This is a genomic window from Paraburkholderia nemoris, from assembly GCF_905221015.1.
In the GTDB taxonomy this organism is placed as follows: Bacteria; Pseudomonadota; Gammaproteobacteria; order Burkholderiales; family Burkholderiaceae; genus Paraburkholderia; species Paraburkholderia nemoris.
The window spans coordinates 1-16,920 of sequence record NZ_CAJNBO010000018.1 but is presented as its reverse complement, the minus strand read 5'-3'; the positions used below and the strand labels follow the sequence as shown (position 1 = coordinate 16,920).

At 63.6% G+C, this 16,920-nt stretch carries 10 protein-coding genes; 3 read left to right on the top strand and 7 right to left on the bottom strand.

Translation table 11 applies throughout. From position 1 onward, the window contains the following. Positions 1-4: 4 nt before the first annotated feature. Together KHO33_RS25895 and KHO33_RS25890 are read left to right on the top strand one after the other, a co-directional pair. Positions 5-2,428 (top strand): glycoside hydrolase family 31 protein, encoded by a 2,424-nt coding sequence (locus KHO33_RS25895; protein ID WP_200565814.1) that lies wholly within the window; start codon positions 5-7, stop codon positions 2,426-2,428. 63 nt (positions 2,429-2,491) lie between these two features. Continuing rightward, positions 2,492-3,679: a porin gene (locus KHO33_RS25890; RefSeq protein ID WP_200565813.1), complete on the top strand. Its 1,188-nt coding sequence runs from the start codon at positions 2,492-2,494 to the stop codon at positions 3,677-3,679. 49 nt (positions 3,680-3,728) lie between these two features. Here KHO33_RS25890 and fhuB read toward each other — a convergent pair whose 3' ends face one another. The 6 genes from fhuB to KHO33_RS25860 all read right to left on the bottom strand — a co-directional run bounded on the left by fhuB (position 3,729) and on the right by KHO33_RS25860 (position 14,090). After that, complete coding sequence (gene fhuB / locus KHO33_RS25885) at positions 3,729-5,837, bottom strand: Fe(3+)-hydroxamate ABC transporter permease FhuB (RefSeq protein ID WP_200565812.1); 2,109 nt, start codon at positions 5,835-5,837, stop codon at positions 3,729-3,731. Further along, positions 5,827-6,789, bottom strand: coding sequence for an ABC transporter substrate-binding protein (locus KHO33_RS25880; RefSeq protein ID WP_200565811.1), 963 nt, complete (start codon positions 6,787-6,789; stop codon positions 5,827-5,829). Before KHO33_RS25880 ends, fhuB begins: the two co-directional genes overlap by 11 nt. Continuing rightward, entirely contained in the window at positions 6,786-7,598 is an 813-nt protein-coding gene (locus KHO33_RS25875; RefSeq protein ID WP_200565810.1) for an ABC transporter ATP-binding protein, read from the bottom strand. Before KHO33_RS25875 ends, KHO33_RS25880 begins: the two co-directional genes overlap by 4 nt. A 52-nt stretch (positions 7,599-7,650) precedes the next feature. Continuing rightward, positions 7,651-9,333: a cyclic peptide export ABC transporter gene (locus tag KHO33_RS25870; protein WP_200565809.1), complete on the bottom strand. Its 1,683-nt coding sequence runs from the start codon at positions 9,331-9,333 to the stop codon at positions 7,651-7,653. 33 nt (positions 9,334-9,366) lie between these two features. Further along, complete coding sequence (locus tag KHO33_RS25865; RefSeq protein ID WP_200565808.1) at positions 9,367-11,844, bottom strand: penicillin acylase family protein; 2,478 nt, start codon at positions 11,842-11,844, stop codon at positions 9,367-9,369. 98 nt (positions 11,845-11,942) lie between these two features. After that, positions 11,943-14,090, bottom strand: a complete 2,148-nt coding sequence (locus KHO33_RS25860) for a TonB-dependent siderophore receptor (protein ID WP_234480638.1) — start codon at positions 14,088-14,090, stop codon at positions 11,943-11,945. Between the two features lie 227 nt (positions 14,091-14,317). Between KHO33_RS25860 and KHO33_RS25855 the strand changes: the two genes are divergently transcribed. Continuing rightward, positions 14,318-15,103: an AraC family transcriptional regulator gene (locus KHO33_RS25855; RefSeq protein WP_200565807.1), complete on the top strand. Its 786-nt coding sequence runs from the start codon at positions 14,318-14,320 to the stop codon at positions 15,101-15,103. A gap of 56 nt (positions 15,104-15,159) precedes the next feature. Here the strand turns inward: KHO33_RS25855 and KHO33_RS25850 are convergent. Further along, positions 15,160-16,920 (bottom strand): thioesterase domain-containing protein (locus KHO33_RS25850; RefSeq protein WP_236074698.1); only part of this gene is annotated, 1,761 nt, incomplete at its 5' end.

The window sequence follows — 16,920 nt, the reverse complement described above, 5'->3', positions numbered from 1 at the left end:
CATCATGCGTTCACTGACGAATCTGAAGCACCCGCCGCATTTTTCACTGTCTTCCCATACCGGTAACCACGTCGTGCTCAGCACGCAGGACAACTGCCGGATCGAACTGTTCGTTCTCGCCGACGACATCATCCGGGTACTCGTGCTGCCGGACGGCGAAACGCATGGTCCGCGGACCTGGTCCATAGCGCCAGGTGCTGACGACGTTCCGCTCGAAGGCCGTGATCGCCGTGACATGAGCGGCTTCGCCCCGCAGCCATTCACGCTTTCAAGCGACGCCGGGCACGTCGTGGTCGAAACGGCACGTATCCGTTTGACCGTCACGCTAGACGGCGGATTCTGCACGTGGGACATCCTGCACGACTCGACGTGGCATCGCGTGATGAGCGATCGGAAGACGCAGGCGTACAACTTCGGCTGGTGGGACGAGCGCGTGTACCACTACATCGAGCGTCGCAAGGACGAAATGTATGTGGGTCTCGGCGAGCGCGCCGGATCGCTGAATCACGCGGACCAGTCCTACGAAATGCGCAATATCGACGCGATGGGTTATAGCGCGCGCACGACCGATCCGCTCTACAAGCACATCCCCTTCTACGTGACGTGGCAGCCGGAAAGCGCCACGGGATTCGGCCTGTTCTACGACACGCTTGCCGACTGCCGCTTCGACATGGGCCGCGAGCTCGACAACTATCACGGGCACTACCGGCACTTTGTCGCCGAGCATGGCGATCTCGACTACTACTTCATCGCATCGGCGGGCACGCCCTTGCACGCGGTGCGCCGCTTTACGTGGCTGACCGGGCGTCCGGCCTGGATGCCGAAATGGGGACTCGGCTACTCCGGCTCGACGATGAGCTACACAGACGCGCCGGACGCGCAGCAGCGCATGGGCGAGTTCATCGAACGGTGCAGCGAGCACGACGTGCTGTGCGATTCGTTCCATCTGTCGTCGGGCTATACCTCGATCGGTCCGAAGCGTTACGTGTTCAACTGGAACCACGAGAAGTTTCCGGACATCGACGGCTTTGTGCGAGGTTATCTCGAGCATGGCGTGCGTCTGTGCGCGAACATCAAGCCCTGCCTGTTGCAGGACCATCCGGCCTTCGACGAAGTGGCGCGCGCCGGTTTGCTGATCGCGTCGAGTGACGGCGATCCGGCTTGGGTGCAGTTCTGGGACGAAGTCGGCGCCTATCTGGACTTCACGAATCCCGCCACCATCGACTGGTGGAAAGCACGCGTGAAAGACAGCCTGTTGAAGCACGGCATTGCCGCCACCTGGAATGACAACAACGAATTCGAAATCTGGTCGCCCAACGCAATTGCCCAAGGCTTCGGCCAACCGTATCCCGCGCGCGAGGCGAAGGTACTGCAAACGCAATTGATGATGCGCGCATCGCACGACGCGCAGCGCGAATACGCGCCCGACCGCCGGCCATTCCTCGTGTCCCGCTCCGGCGGCGTCGGGATGCAACGCTATGTGCAAACCTGGTCCGGCGACAACTACACCTCGTGGGAAACGCTGCGTTTCAATCTGAAGATGGGCCTCGGGCTCGCCATGTCCGGCGTGTCGAACAGCGGCCACGATATCGGCGGATTCTCGGGTCCGGCGCCCGCTCCGGAGTTGTTCGTCCGCTGGGTGGCCTTCGGCATCTTCCTGCCGCGCTTCAGCATTCATTCCTGGAACGACGACGGCACGGTCAATGAGCCGTGGATGCATCCCGAGGTCACGCAGCAGGTCGCAGCGCTGATCAAACTGCGCTACCGGCTGATTCCCTACCTCTACGAATTGCTATGGCAATCGCACAGCGCGTACGAGCCGGTGCTGCGCCCCATGTTCGCGGAGTTTCCGCACGATCCGCGCTGCCTCGCGGATGGCGACGACATGATGCTGGGCTCCTCGATGCTGGTTGCACCGGTGGTCGAGGCGGCCCAGTCGACGCGCGACGTCTATCTGCCGACCGGTGCACGTTGGGCGTCGTACTGGAGCGGCGAGGTGTTCGAAGGCGGTCAGACGGTGACCCTGCCTGCCCCATTTGAGCAGCCGGTGGCCTTGCTGCGCGAAGGCAGCGTGATTCCGCTGAACATCGCTGAACAACACTTCGGCCGTCCCGCCGACGAACGTGCGTTCATCGCGTTGCCGCACGCCGGCGCAGGCATCGCTCGCGGCGGCTGCGTCGAAGACGACGGTGAAAGCGAAGCCTGGCGCACAGGTACGCAAGGCCGCTGGGACGTCACGATTACAAGCGATGTGAGCACGCTGCGCATTTCAATCGTGCGGGAAGGCTGGGTCCAGCAACCGCAGCAGGAAGTTCGACTGCTCGTGCCCAAGGATGACACGCGCGCGGCCGTCTGCATCGACGGCGCGCTGGTGGCCGACCACACCGCCGACGGCTGGCGATGCCTGACGATTGCCATCGCCCACTAACACAGCATGCATCACCGACCTGAAGACCAACGATTCCCTATCCGATCCGGAGACCCGCTAGCCATGAACTCATTGAAGCGCGCGCGTACACGCGCACTCGTCCTCTCGTGCCTGCCGTTTGCGGGCGTCGTGCTATCAAGCGGCGCGTCGGCGCAAAGCAGCGTTACGCTGTACGGCGTCGTCGACAACGCGTTCACCTATGCCAGCAACCAGAAGGGACACTCCAACTTCTACATGAGCCAGGGCAACCTGCAGGCGAGCAAGTTCGGCCTGCTCGGTGCTGAAGATATTGGCGGCGGCACGAAGGTGATTTTCAGGCTTGAAAGCGGCTTTAACTCGCTGACTGGCGCGCAGAGCAGCGCAGGCTTCATTTTCAATCGGCAAGCGTATGTCGGGCTCAACAACGACCGGTACGGAACGGTGACACTCGGCCGCCAGTACACGCCCTACTTCCAGATGGTCGGCGCACTCGGGCCGACGGGCGTATTAACAGGCGCGACAGGTGCGCATCCGGGCGACCTCGATGCGCTCGACACCACGTTACGCCTCAACAATTCGGTTACCTATCTTTCGCCGAACCTCGCCGGTTTGCAATTCAGCGCGCAGTACGGCCTGGGCGGTGTGCCGGGCAGCGTGGCCAACGGCAGCCAGTTCAGCGCAGCGGCTCGCTACGACTACCAGCCGTTCGCGATCGCGGTGGGCTACCTGAAACTGAAAGACATCGCGACGAGCCAGGCACTCGGCAGCTATGCGGTCAACTCGCCGGTAAACAGCGGTTATGCGACGGCACGCAGCGCGCAGTTGTTCGCCGCGGCGGCGCGCTACACCCACCAGGACCTGATGGTCGGTGTGAACTATTCGAACGTGCAGTACGCGCCGGGCAACGGCTCGTTCTTCACCGACGAGGGCGTATTCAATACGTACGGCGTGATTTCCACGTACCGGATCACGCCGGCCGTGACGGTCGGCGCCGGCTACAGCTACACGCAGGCGAGCAAAGCGAATGGCATCAGCGATGCCGCGCGCTATCAGCAGGTCTCGCTCGAGCAGACGTACAACCTCTCCGCCCGCACCACGCTATACGCACTGGAGGCGTATCAGCATGCGCGCGGCAAGACCCTGGTCGCGGCGGGCAGCACGGGCACGAGTATCACTGACGCAGTGGCTGTGGTCGGCGACTCGCAAAATACGACGCCGTCGTCGGGGCCGTCGCAATTCGTCGGCATGGTGGGGTTGCGGCACGCGTTTTGAGCGGTGAGAAAAGCCTGCACAGCACGCCGCAGGCTTTCCGACACTTTTGTCATGCCGCGCGCGGCGCGGCCTTCAACAACGACCACAGCAGATAAGGTCCGCCGATCAGTGCGGCCATCAAACCCGCGGGCATTTCGTTGGGGAATAGCAGCAGGTTGCCGCACCATTGCGCGAGCACCATCAGTACTACGCCTACCGCTGCCGAGGCGAGCAGTTGTTCCCGCGCGCGGCACACGCCCATTGATCGCGCGATATGCGGCGCCATCAGACCGACGAACGACAACGGTCCAACGATCAACGTCGAAGTGGCCGTGAGCAGCGCGGTCAGCAGCAGCACGGCAAGACGCGCAACGTCGACACGCACACCCAGCGAGCGGCTCGCGCCTTCACCGAGCGACAGAAGTTCCAGCCAGCGGGCCAGCAAGGGCGCGGCACCCAGACCAACCAGCGCGACCAGCACCGCGACGGCAGCCGCCACCGGCTGCACGTAATAGGTCGAGCCGACGACAAAGTTCAGCAGGAGCGCAGCACGAGCGTCGCCGCTCGCGGTCACCGTCCCGCTGACCGCCTGAAATAGCGCGCCGATGGCAACGCCGATCAGCAGCAAGCGCTCCGGTGCGTACATGGCGCGACGTCCGACCCACAGCAGAAACAGCAGCGTGACGATCGAACCAGTGAGACACGACACGAACAGCTCGAGCGGTCCTGGCGCGGCAAACAGAAATACGGCGGCAACGATGCCGAGCGCCCCGCCCGAACTCACGCCGATCAGGTCGGGACTCGCGATCGGATTGCCGGTCATGCGCTGCACCAGCGTTCCCGCCAGACCGAGCATCACGCCCGCAGCAATCGCGGCCGCCGTGTGCGGCACGCGCCAGAATGCGAGCGCCTCCAATTGGGCGACGCTGACGATCCGCCAGCCGTCGAGCCCGCGCCCGATCAGCATCGACAGGAAGATGGCGAAAGCGGCGAGCAAGACCAATCCCACGATCAATCGCAGCGGCCGCTTGTGCCTGATCAGCGCCACGCTGTCACGCACGTCCGATCTCAGGTCGGGGCGCGACTTGAGTTGCCGCAGCAGCCACAACAGCATCGGTGCGCCAATCAGCGACGTGACGGCGCCCGTCGGAATGAGTTGCGAACCGAACACGCCGGTGATGGCCACTGCCTGCACCATTGCGTCTGTCAGCCATAGCAGCGCGGCGCCGAGCACAGGCGCCCAGAAGAGACGCTGCTGGAAGCGCCGCGCGCCGGCGAGTCGTGCCAGCGTCGGCGCGGCGAGTCCGATGAAACCGATCACGCCGACCGCGCTGACGACGCACGCCGTCAGCGCAACCGCGAGGCCGAGCGCTGCGAAACGCGTCCGCATCAACGAGACGCCCAGGCCACGCGCGGTGCTTTCTCCGGCTTCGAAGAGGCTCAGCGGACGGCGCAGCAGGAAAACCGCCGCACCCGCCACCACCAGGCGCGCGAACAGCGCGGCGCTAGCGTGCCAGCCTTGCTGGTCCAGTGCGCCGCCGCCCCAGATCATGAGTCCCGCCAACAACTGGAAGTGCGAGATCGCGAGCGCCAGGGTCAGCGAGCCGCAATAGAAACTGACGATCATGCCGGACAGGATCACCGCGAGCGACGCGAGCCGTTGCCGCCATGCCAGGGCGAACACCAGCAGCATCGCCAGCGCCCCGCCAATGAGCGCGATGAGCTCGCGCTGCGCGGCGATCCACGCCGGCGCCCAGAGGGTCGCGATCGTGAGCGCCAGATAGGCGCCGGGAAAGATGCCGAGCGTCATAGGCTCGGCAAGCGGATTGCGCAGCACCTGCTGCGCAATCGCACCCGCAAGCGCGAGCGCGGCGCCGCAGATCAAGGTCATCGCGATGCGCGGCAACGCGCTGTCATGGACGATCAGTTGACGAAGATTGCCGGGTTCGGGCGCCATGATCGCGGACCAGAGACTTGCGCCGGCGAGCTGCGTTTGCAAGACCCAAAGGGTCAGCGCGATGGCCGCGAGGACGACGAGCGAGGTCACCGGCAGGAGAATGTTGCGCGGCGCCGCAGCCTGTGCAGCCGGTGCGGAATGGCTGATTCGCGTATCGCCCACATTGCGCGCATCGGAGCCGCGCTCTTGCTGGCCAGAAGGAGGCAGATGTTTAGATGGCATGGCTGCTTTGCATGGCGTTGGCGACAGCGCGGGCAAAACGCTGGACAGAGATCAACGCGCCCGTCGCCGAGATGACCGGTAAGGTCGCCGTTCTGCCGGTCTGCGAGAACGGCAACTGCCGCCACACCGGATTACGCTGCAGGCCGGCCATGTTGCCGCGCGCCCCCGAACCGACCCACAGGATGCGCGCGTCGGGCGCCGCCGCGAGACGGTCCAGTTCGACGATATACGCGGATCCGCTCATGCCGGACCCGTTGCTACCACGCTCCAGCGCGGTCACGGCGGCGTTGCGAATACCCAGTGTCTGCAGGATTTCGTCGAACATGCTGCCGGTGCCGAAAACGCGCAGATGACGGTCGTCCACGAGCTGCGCGACATAGACGGCGGGATAGCCACCAGTAGGCGTCGCCGCGTCGAGGGTCGCACGCGACTGCGCGAGCACGCCGCTCGTCGCATTCAGCAGCGCTTCAGCCTTTGCTTCGACGCCGAGGTGCCGGGCGAGCGTCATCGCTTCGCCGCGCATCGCACGGTACGGTTGCGGGTCCATCGTGTAAGCGCCGAGTGTCAGCGTCGTCGCAATCCGTTCGAACGAAGCCCGCACGCTGGCGTGCGCGGGCGTGATCACCATCAGGTCAGGCCGGAGTTCGTAAAGCAGATCGTAATTCGGCTGGAACAGCAGTCCCACATCGACAACACCCCGTGGCAGCGGCGGCTCGACGACGCTGCTGACGTACCACGCGGGCGCCGGGACACCGACGGGCGCCACGCCAAGCGAAAGCAGCATTTCCGTCAGATCCCAGTTCAGGACGATGATCCGCCGCGGCGCACGGCTTGCAGCGTCTAGCGTGGCGCCATGCGCGGCAGCCGTCATCCCCAGCGCGGCGGCCGCCAACGCCCGCAGGGACAGGCGGCGTTTCTCGGACACAGGCGCGGTCAGGCCGTCGACGCTCATTGCGGAATGCCCACAACCCGGCCGCTGGGATCGCGCAACACGTTCATCGGCACGCCGTAGATGGCCTGCAGATTTGGCGCGGTCATGATGTCGCCGGGCGTGCCCTGCATCAGGATGCGTCCATGGCGCAGCGCGACGATGTGGTCGCAAAAGCGCGCGGCCATGTTGATGTCGTGCAATACGACAACGGCCGCGATACTGCGTTGCGCGCAAAGCGTGCGCACCAGATCCAGCACCTCGACCTGATGAGCAATGTCCAGCGCGGACGTCGGTTCGTCGAGCAGCAGACAGCGGCTGTCCTGCGCGATCAGCATGGCCAGCCACACGCGTTGCCGTTCACCGCCGGACAGGCTGTCCACGAGACGGTCCGCGTAATGCGTGACGTCCGTCATCTGCATGGCCTGCTCGACCTGGCTGTGATCGTCGTCGCCGAATATGCCGAGACTGCCGTGCCACGGGTATCGGCCGAGCGCGACGAGTTCGCGCACCAGCAGGCCATCCGTAGACGGGGTGTATTGCGGCAGATGGGCGACACGCTGCGCGAATTCGCGCGGTTTCCACGACGCAATCGGTTTGCCGTCGAAACGGATCGAGCCCCCACCCTGCACATGATGACGCGCGAGCAGACGCATCAAACTCGTCTTTCCTGATCCGTTATGACCGATGAGACCGGTCACGCACTCGCGCGAAATCGACAGATCGATGTCATCCAGCGAGCGCGTGCCGCCGATGTCGAACCGGACCTGGTCCAGTTCGAAAAGTGGCGGCACAGCGGTGGATTCGGTAGCGGACAAACTGGTATTGACCATGAAATTCTGGCTATACCCGCGGCTGGCGGCCGCGGGAAACAAAGTGGACGGTTCAGGCGCGCGCCGGGGCGCGAGTGGGCAGCGAGGTGGTGGCTTGAGCGTGAAAAGGATCGGCAGGCTGTGCGCCGCCTGCGCCCTCTTCGACCACCTGGCCAAAATCGAGCTTGATATAGCGGTCCGCGAGATGGAAATAACGGTCGTCATGTGTGATGACCACCACCGTCTTGCCTTTCGCCTTCAGCTCCGGCAACAACCGTCGATAAAACACGTCCTTGAAGAGCGGGTCCTGATCCGCGGCCCATTCGTCGAACAGATAGAACGGCCGGTCCTCGAGATACGACACGAGCAAAGCGAGGCGTTTGCGTTGGCCTTGCGACAGTTCCAGCGTCGAGAACACGCCGTTCTCGATCTTGACTTTGTGGGCGAGTTGCAGATCTTCGAGCAGCGCATGTGCGGCCGCATCGACGTTATCGAGCCGGATGCCGAGCAGCGTATCGAACAGAAAGAAGTCGCTGAAGACGACAGAAAAGTGCTGCCGGTAGGCGTCGCGCTGCGCTTCGTCGACTTCCTTGCCATTGAGCAGAATCCGTCCGCTTTCGGGCGTGTAGAGCCCGACGAGCATCTTCGCCAGGGTCGTCTTGCCGCTACCGTTGCCGCCGATCAGATAGACGAGCTCGCCAGGACGGAAGCTCAGATTGACCGGCCCGAGCGTAAATACGTCGTTCTCTTTTTCGCGGAAATACCGGTGCGTGACGCCTTCGAGCACGATGCTCTCGAACGCCGTGGCTTGCGGCGCGGCGATCGTCCGCTCGATGGGCAGCTCCGCGTTCACCTGCTCGACGCGTTCGAGCGCCACACGCGCCGTGCTGAGATTCGGAATCGCGGAAAGCAGGCCTTCGATCGGCATGATCATGTACAGGAAGATCATCGCGTAACCAGACATCACATGCGGCGTGACGGGCAGATGACGCGTCAGAACGAACAGCACGCAGCCGATGAACGCAAAGAAGATGAAGCTGCCCCAGCTCGCCGCGGCCGCATAGAGCACATAGCCGCGGGTGCGCTGTACGCGCACGGCCTCGACATTGGTCGCCAGCGTCTCGTCGATGAACTCGCGCATCCGCGCACGATGCAGCTTCAGTTCCTTGGCGCCGTCGAACAGCGCACGGAAATGACGCACCAGCGCATCTTCGCGGCGACGTGAACTGCGCAGATGGAACATGCCGCGCGTGTTGGCCACATGAAAGCCAGCTGAACCGATCAGCACCGTGACGGCGGCGAATACCAGAACCTGCCACGACAGTAAGCCCAGATAAACGAGGCAGCCTGCAATCACCGCACCGTTCATTACGAGCCCGGGCAGACCGACGAACAGCACGACGATGGCATCCAGATCCTGCGTCAGCACGCCCAGCGAACGCGCCGACCCTTGACGTTCCACGAACGCAAAAGGCGCGGCCGCAATGCGATTGATGGTCTTCATGCGCAGACTCGCCTTGGCGTTCTGCCCGAGACTCATGAAGAGCGTCTGCGAAGCGGTCCGCGTGATGAGCACGACGACACCGATCATGAGAAAACGCAAACCGAGTTCGACCAGCTGTTCGCGCGAGGCAGACAGCGCCTGGTTGATGAGCGCGACCATCGCCGCGTTTCCGAACCCGCTGACAAGGCTCATACCGATTGCCAGCAACAAGCGCTGACGTGAACCCTTAACCAGAAACCAGAGAGTGTGCATAGAGATCGAGTGGAGTCTTTTCTTGAGACGTGGTCAGTCTTGTGGCGCGGGAACAGTCAACGTGACACGCTGTGATCTGTCTTCTTCGCGTTCGATATCGGCTTGATCGAACGGTGCGTTCCGCCATGTCTTGCGTGCGTAGTCGAGTGTGCCTTCAGCGCTCGCGGGCGATGCGGGATCGTCGGACTCCGAAGGCGCGAGCAAGGTCTTTGCGATCACGCGCGATTGCGGTCCGAAGCTGACGATCTGCATATAGCTGTTGCCGATTGCCGCGCCATCCATCGAGGCAGAATCGCTTTTACCCGCCCCCACGTGCTCAATCGGACAGGCCGACACGAAGTAGCCGCTTTCGCTGCAGCCGCCGAACAGGGCAACGCGTTTGCCATTACGCGACGTGTAGAGCGACGCGCCGGTGGGCGCATCGACAGCGAGCCCCGCGCGTTGCAACGCCAGCACCGCCGCGCCCAACGCCTGTGCGACGCGCGGATCGTCAGCACGCAGACGCTCAGGTGTCGACAGCGGCGCGGACATCGAAAACGGTACGGCATAGCGCTGATCGACCGGGATCGCCTCGATACGCGACCAGAACGCCTCCCACAGCACCGCACCGTGCGAGTTTGTTTCGGCATTCATTGGCCAGGCTCGCAGTGTCTTGCACGCCGCGGCCAGGTGGACCGTCTGCGGCGCGGCCAACGCCGCACCATCGGATCGATCCTTGTCGATCTGCACGACGGGGTCCGGAGCCGCGCACACGCTTTGCAAAACCTGCGGCAGAAAACGCTCGGCGCTCAGGGTACGGGTATCGAGCACGCGTGTGCCCAACGCCGTGAGCGTGCGCTGGCCGGCCGGCAAGGCCATCCACGAACGGGCAATCTCGTGTCCGAGTTGCGCGCGCAGCGACAACGCCGCATTGGGGTCGCCCGCCACACGCGGATAACCGGAAAGCGGCTGTTGCGGATTGGCGAGACCGTAGCTGTTGTTCATGTTCGCCACGTAGTCGGTGCGCAGCAACGACGGCATGTCGTCGACCGGCAACGCACCCGCGCGAATCGAGCCCTTGCTCATCGGCCACTGGCAGGCCGAGCGCGAACCGTCGAGGAACGGCACGCCCGGCAATTTGGCGTCGAACGCCGCCCCGAGCGGTTTCGCCGTGCAGGTCGCGGCGAACGCGTCGTCGACGTTGGGCATCGAGCCGATGTCGGCGAACCACACGCGCGGGTCGTCGCGGCCGATCGCTACCGTGTTGACCCACGGCGTTGCGGCGAGGCGCTTTTGCGTGGCGATGAAGTCATCGAGCGACGACGCCTGCCCCCAGCGAAGAAAGTTTTCGAAGATCGCGTAGTTGTCCGCATTCGAATCGCGCACCGCGAACGCCTGCGTGCCGTTCCAGGCGAGCGCCGGCGACATGGCATGCAGATCGACCACGGGGCCGAAGCGCGAGCGATAGAACGTACGCGTGATCGACTTCGATGTACCGTCGGCCTGCTTTGCCTCGACGGTGATCTGCTGCTGCGTCATCGGCTCTTCACGCCCGTCGATCTGATAGACCGTCGGCTTGCCGGGCACGAGCGACAACTGGAATAGGCCAAACCGGCGAGCGCTGGACACCGTATGCGTCCAGGCCACATTGCGGTTGTAGCCGATCATCACGACGGGCACGCCCAGAAAGGAAACCCCACTCACGTCGAGCTGGCCCGGCAGCGTGAGCTGCGCCTGATAGAAGCGGTCCGGCCCTTGCCAGAACCAGTGAGGATTGCCGAACAGCACGCTTTGCCCGCTGCCCGTCACGTTCGCGCCGAAAGCGATTGCGTTGCTGCCGGCATCGCGTACGCCGCCCGCCTGCAGATACGTATTGCCGAGTTCGGCGCCGAGGCTCGCAACGCGTTGCGGCGCCGCCTGTCCGAGTTGCACGGCGGGCGGATGAGCGTCGGCGAGCGCCTCGATGAAGCCCGTGTAGCCCCCCACAAAATTCGCGGCGGCCAGACGTCGATAGATGTCGGTCTCGGAGATGTCGCGCACCCAGCGCTCATTCCTGCATGCGGCATGCGCTTGCGTGTCGGGTGCCGCGCGCAGCGTCGCCAGATAGCGGTTGTAGCCTTGCGCAAAACCCGCGATCAGTTGCCGCACATTGTCCGGCTGATGGGCGCGGTAGGCGTCGGTCTGGTCGCGTCCATCGAGCAGGCGAAAGAAGAAGTCCGCATCGATATTGCGTGGCGAACCGAACGTCGCGCGCGTCGGCGGCTTCGCGTCCGCACCGAAAAACGCCGAACGCTCGCCACGATACGTGACGAACGCATCGGCGAGCGTGCAGAGATTGTCCTGCGCCTGCGCATAACCGTAGCCGTAACCGAGCGCGGTCCAGGACCGTGCTTCGATGTGCGGTACGCCATCCGCCGTTCGACGGATCACGACCTGCGCGCCTGCTTCGTCAGAAGCCGAGGCGCGAGGCGGCGTCGGCTTCTGCGCGAGGCAGCCGGCAAGAAGCGCCGGAAGCAGCGCCGCGCACATCATCCGTCGAAAGACCTGACGGGACCGCGCGGGCCTCTTCCTGACATCATCCAGCCGCGATGCGCCGGGGCGAAACGCCCCTGTGGCCTGCAATTTAAGTCTTACCATTGATACCTGACAGTTCCAAGGACTGAGCGATCCGCGCCGTAGTAGCACTGCGTTGCGCTATTGCAATAAGCGATGTATTCACGGTTGAACAGGTTGTTCGCATTGATCGCGAAACGCCAGTTGCGCAAGTCGTAATGCACCATCGCGTCCACGAGGAAGTGGCTCGGCACCTTGAAGGTGTTGGCCGTATCTCCATACGAAGCGCCGATGTAGCGGGCGCCGGCACCAAACCCGAGGCCACGGTAGTCGCCACCGTGCAACGTGTAGTCCAGCCACAACGACAACATATTGGTCGGACTGCCGTTCGGCGGCGCCTTGCCGAGCGATTCATCGTCTGCCGCCGCGGAGGTGACCCGCTGGTTCAGGAATGCATACGAAGCGATGATGTTCAGGCTGTCGGTGAGACTAACGCGCGCTTCGGCTTCGAAACCGCGCGAACGGATCTCGCCCGTTTGGACCGTGTAGCCCGGATGCGCATCATCATTCGTTTCGACGTTCGTCTGACGCAAGTCGAACGCCGCGACCGTGAACAGCGCGTTGTAGCCCTTCGGCTGGTACTTCACACCCACTTCATACTGTTTGCCACGCGTCGGCTGGAACGGCGTACCGTCGAACGTTGCGCCGGCATACGGCTGGAACGATTTCGCGAAACTCGCGTAAGGCGCGATCCCCGAGTCGAACTCATAGCTCAGGCCAGTGCGCCACGTGAACGCGTGCTGCTGGCTATCCGACCCAACGCCGTCGGTCGTATTCGAATTGCGCGCCCAATCCTGGCGGCCGCCGATCGTCAACGTCCACTTCTTGTAGCGCAGTTGATCCTGCGCGTAGAGACCGTATTGCGTCTGCGCGATGTATTGCTTCGTGGTATCCGGCACGTACGCGATATCGCTGTAGTCCGGCGCGAAGATGTCGATCGTGCCAAGCGAAAAGCCGCGGCTGATGCGGTTCATCACACGCTGCACGTCAAAGCCGAACAACACCGTGTGATTGACCGGGCCGGTGTCGAACCTGGCCTCGGCCTGCGTATCGACGGTGAAGTTCGTCAGGTGCTCGTCGTTGTTGTTGGTGAAGAGACCTGCCGTACGCTGATCGTCGGCGAGCGAGCCGAAAATCGAGTTCTGGTAATACTGGATGTCCTGATGCAGATAGCGGACATTCTGGCGAACCTTCCACGTATCGTTGAAGGCATGCTCGAACAGGTAGCCAATCGAGAACTGCTGGCGCTTGAAGCGGTCAGTGTCCGGGTTGCCAAGATAATCGTGCGACGAGATGTGGCCGTTGACGTTCGGCAGGATCGTGCCCGCTGCGGGAACCGGATTGAACAGGCCGCCCTGCGGGTCGTACTGGTAGCTGCCGAGCACCGTGAAGCTCGTGTCCTTGTCAGGCTTGAACGTGACCGACGGCGCAATCGCTATACGCTGCTCCTTGACGTGGTCGGTCTGCGTGTCGGCATCGCGTACGAGGCCCGTCACGCGATACAGAATCGTGCCGTTCTGGTCGACCGGGCCGCTCAGATCGAACATGCCCTGATAGCGGTTGTAGTTGCCGACCTGGACCTGCACCTCGTGGAAGGGATAGGCCGTCGGCAGCTTGCTGGTCATCAGCAAGGCGCCGCCTGGGCTCGCCTGACCGTACAGCACCGAGACCGGTCCGCGTACGACATCGATGCGCTCGAGAAAATACGGATCGATCCGCGGCGCCGCATACCATGTGGTGCGCATCAGGCGCATGCCGTCAAGGTAGGTATCGTTGTCCAGATCGAAACCGCGCGATGTAATCTGCTCGAAACGGGTGTCGTTGTCCTGAGACGTGACGCCGGGCACGTAGCGAATCGCGGCATCGATCGTCTGGGCGGCCTGCGCGTCCATCTGATCGCGCGTCACAACCGAAACGGACTGCGGCGTCTCGATCAGCGGTGTGTTCGTCTTCGAGCCAGCGGTGCTACGCTTCGCGACATAGCCGAATGTCTCGGTTTCGTCCCCAGCGGGCGCGGACACGACGACAGCCGGCAGAGTATTCGAGCTTGCCGCATCGGCGGCCGTGCTGCTCGCCCCGCTGGCGGCCGCCCCTGTCGTCTGCGCATGAGCCGCTGCGGCGGCTGCTATCCATACCGCGGCCATCGCCCAATGCATCCGCGTCATCCGATTCGTTCCCCGATCGCACATCTCCAGAACCCTTCCAGTGTGTTTAAGTTGGTCAATGATTTGGTCAATAATACTAATACAAATGAGAATCGTTCTTATTTTAGTTCGTAACTATTTGCTGAAACGTGGGAGACGTGGAATGATAACGATGGTGGTAGCACGCTGTCTTGCCATCGAATGTCGCGAAACGGACATTTTTTGGCAGTCTGCAATCAGGGAAATCTATGGATCCGATCTGGAGAGAGCAATTCGGCTTTGAATATCGGCGGCAGCCGCGCCCTGTCATGGCGCGCGGCTCGAAGTATCCGAACGGCCATCGCGAGATCTGGCATTCGCACGAGCAGGCGCAGTTGTTCTATGCGATGGAAGGCGCCGTGCGGGTTCTGACGCCGATGGGCAGCTGGATGCTGCCGCCCATGCGCGCCATCTGGCTGCCGCCCGGCGTCGATCACGAGTTGCACGCGATTGGCGAGGTCAATTCCTATAGCGTGTATCTGGAACCGGATGCGGCGCCCTGGCTGTGGCCGGCGTGTCGCGTCGTGCTGGTTACGCCGCTGATGCACGAACTCACCATCGCCCTTGCGGAACAGCCGCATGATTACGGCCCGGATAGCCTGGGTGCGCACATTGCCCCGCTGCTGTTGGCGGTCCTGCGCGATGCAGAGGCGACGATGCAAGGCGGGCTGCCGCTGCCGAGCGATCGCAGATTGAGGGCGATCTGCAGCGCACTGCTGATGGCGCCCGCGAACGACGACACGCTCGACGAATGGAGTGCGACGGTCGGCGCAAGCGCACGCACGCTTGCGCGGCTGTTCCGGCAGGAGACGGGTTTGACGTTCGGACAGTGGCGGCAGCAGTTGCGTCTCGTCGAGGCGATGGCGAGGCTGGCCGTCGGCGACCCGGTTTCGAAGGTCGCCGACGAACTCGGCTATCAGAGCAGCAGCAGCTTCATTGCGATGTTCCGCCGCGAGATCGGTGAAACGCCGAATCGCCTGTTGCGGCGTACCTGAGTTGCTTGGGCCGATGAATCGGCCCAGGGCGAGCATTCGGCGTTTTTTGTGTCGCGCTAGCGGCGCGTTTCGAACCAGTTGCGGAGGTCGTCGTGCAGCACGGCCTGCCGCAAAATATTCGAGTGCGATGCCTCGACCAGCGTCTCCCGATAGCCGCCCGCCGTGTGACGCGCCCAGTCGAGTCGACGCTCCGGACCTTCCTCGCTCTGCGACGCGCGCCACATCGTGATCGGCGACGCAATGTGCGGCAACGTGTGAGCGCGGATCAGATCGACGTGATGGGCGTCGACACGCATCGCGAGTTGCAGCGCACGATCGAAACCACCGGCTGCCGCGGCCGGTGCATCGTCCTCCGCGGACTCCCCGACGTGGGCTGCGTTGCGCGACCCTCGCGTCGACGGCGGCAACGTGAAGTGAGAGGCCGTGTCGCCGAGACCGACCAGATCGGCCGATTCGCCTAGCGATTCGAGATACGCCGCCATCGCGACGGCGACACGTCCGCCAAACGACCACCCCAACAATCGATACGGTCCATGCGGCTGAACCGCGCGCATCCGCTCGACGTAGTTGGCTGCGAGCGCCTCGAAGCTCGGCGCGGTCCACTCGCTGTCGGAAAACATCGGCGACTGGATTGCGTAGACGGTCGCCACACCGTTCAGTGTTTGCGCGAGGTGGCAATACTCGGCAACGAGCCCGTATCCGGGGTGGATGCAGAACAACCGCGCCGGTGCGCGCAGGCTGTTAAGCGCGAGCATGCCTGCGGGCAAGGGCACGCCATCCTGGGCCGTGCGCTTCGTGCGGGCTGCGTGTATCGCCGACTCGGCGTTCAGGCGCTGTGCCCAGATGCCTGATTCGTCGTCGCTGCCGGCCGGGTAGCGGGTTGAGAAGAGCGCTGATGTGGCGTGCGCGGTTGAGTCATCAGCGTGCGACTGATGTTCATGCGTGCGGGCTGCGTTGATCATGTTTTGAAGTTGCTGCATGAAACGTGCTGCACATGCTTCGACTTCCTGCTGCGTGAGCCGGTCCGTACGGTAGCGCCAGTTCACCTGCAGTTCACCGTCTGCTACCAGTGCGTCGAGTTGCAGCGCCTTCGCCTGCGTATCGTTGAGGCCCGCCTGCACCGAGTCGCCGCCCCGCTCTTCTGCGAACGCGAAGCGTGCCGTTTCCGGCAGGCTTGCGTCGAACTGGCCCAGATAGTTGAAACCCACCGTGGCCTGCGGCAGTCCTGCCAGTGCCTCGCGTGCCGTTTCGTCCAGCGAAGCGCGTGCCTGCAGCAGGCCCCAGTGCAGACCGCGCTGTGGCACTTCTCCCAGTGCGGTGCGCACTGCGTGCAGCGTGTGACTGGCGTCGCCATCCGCTTCCAGTACGACCGGATAGCGTGTCGTGAACCAGCCGACCGTACGCGTCAGGTCGATGTCATCGAGGATGTCCTCGCGGCCATGGCCTTCGAGTTCCACCAGCACCCGTGGCTGCGCACTGCGTTGCGCCAGCGTACGGGTGAGTGCGGCCAGCAGCAGGATTTCGGGTGTGAGACCGGGGCGGCCGGTTCCGTGTGCGCCGTCGTATAGCAGGGCCGAAGTCGTCTGCGTATCCAGACGGATTGTGTGGGTTGCGGTTGGTGTGTTTGTCGCCGTGTTTGTCGCCGTGTTTGTCGCCGTGTTTGTCGCCGTGTTTGTCGCCGTGTTTGTCGCCGTGTTTGTCGCCGTGTTTGTCGGTGTCGCTTCCGCAGCCGGCCACGCCACCACATCCGTGAGCCGCTGCTGCCACCAGCCCAGTTCCGCAAGCCGCTCCGCCTGCATGCCGTAGTCGTGCTGACG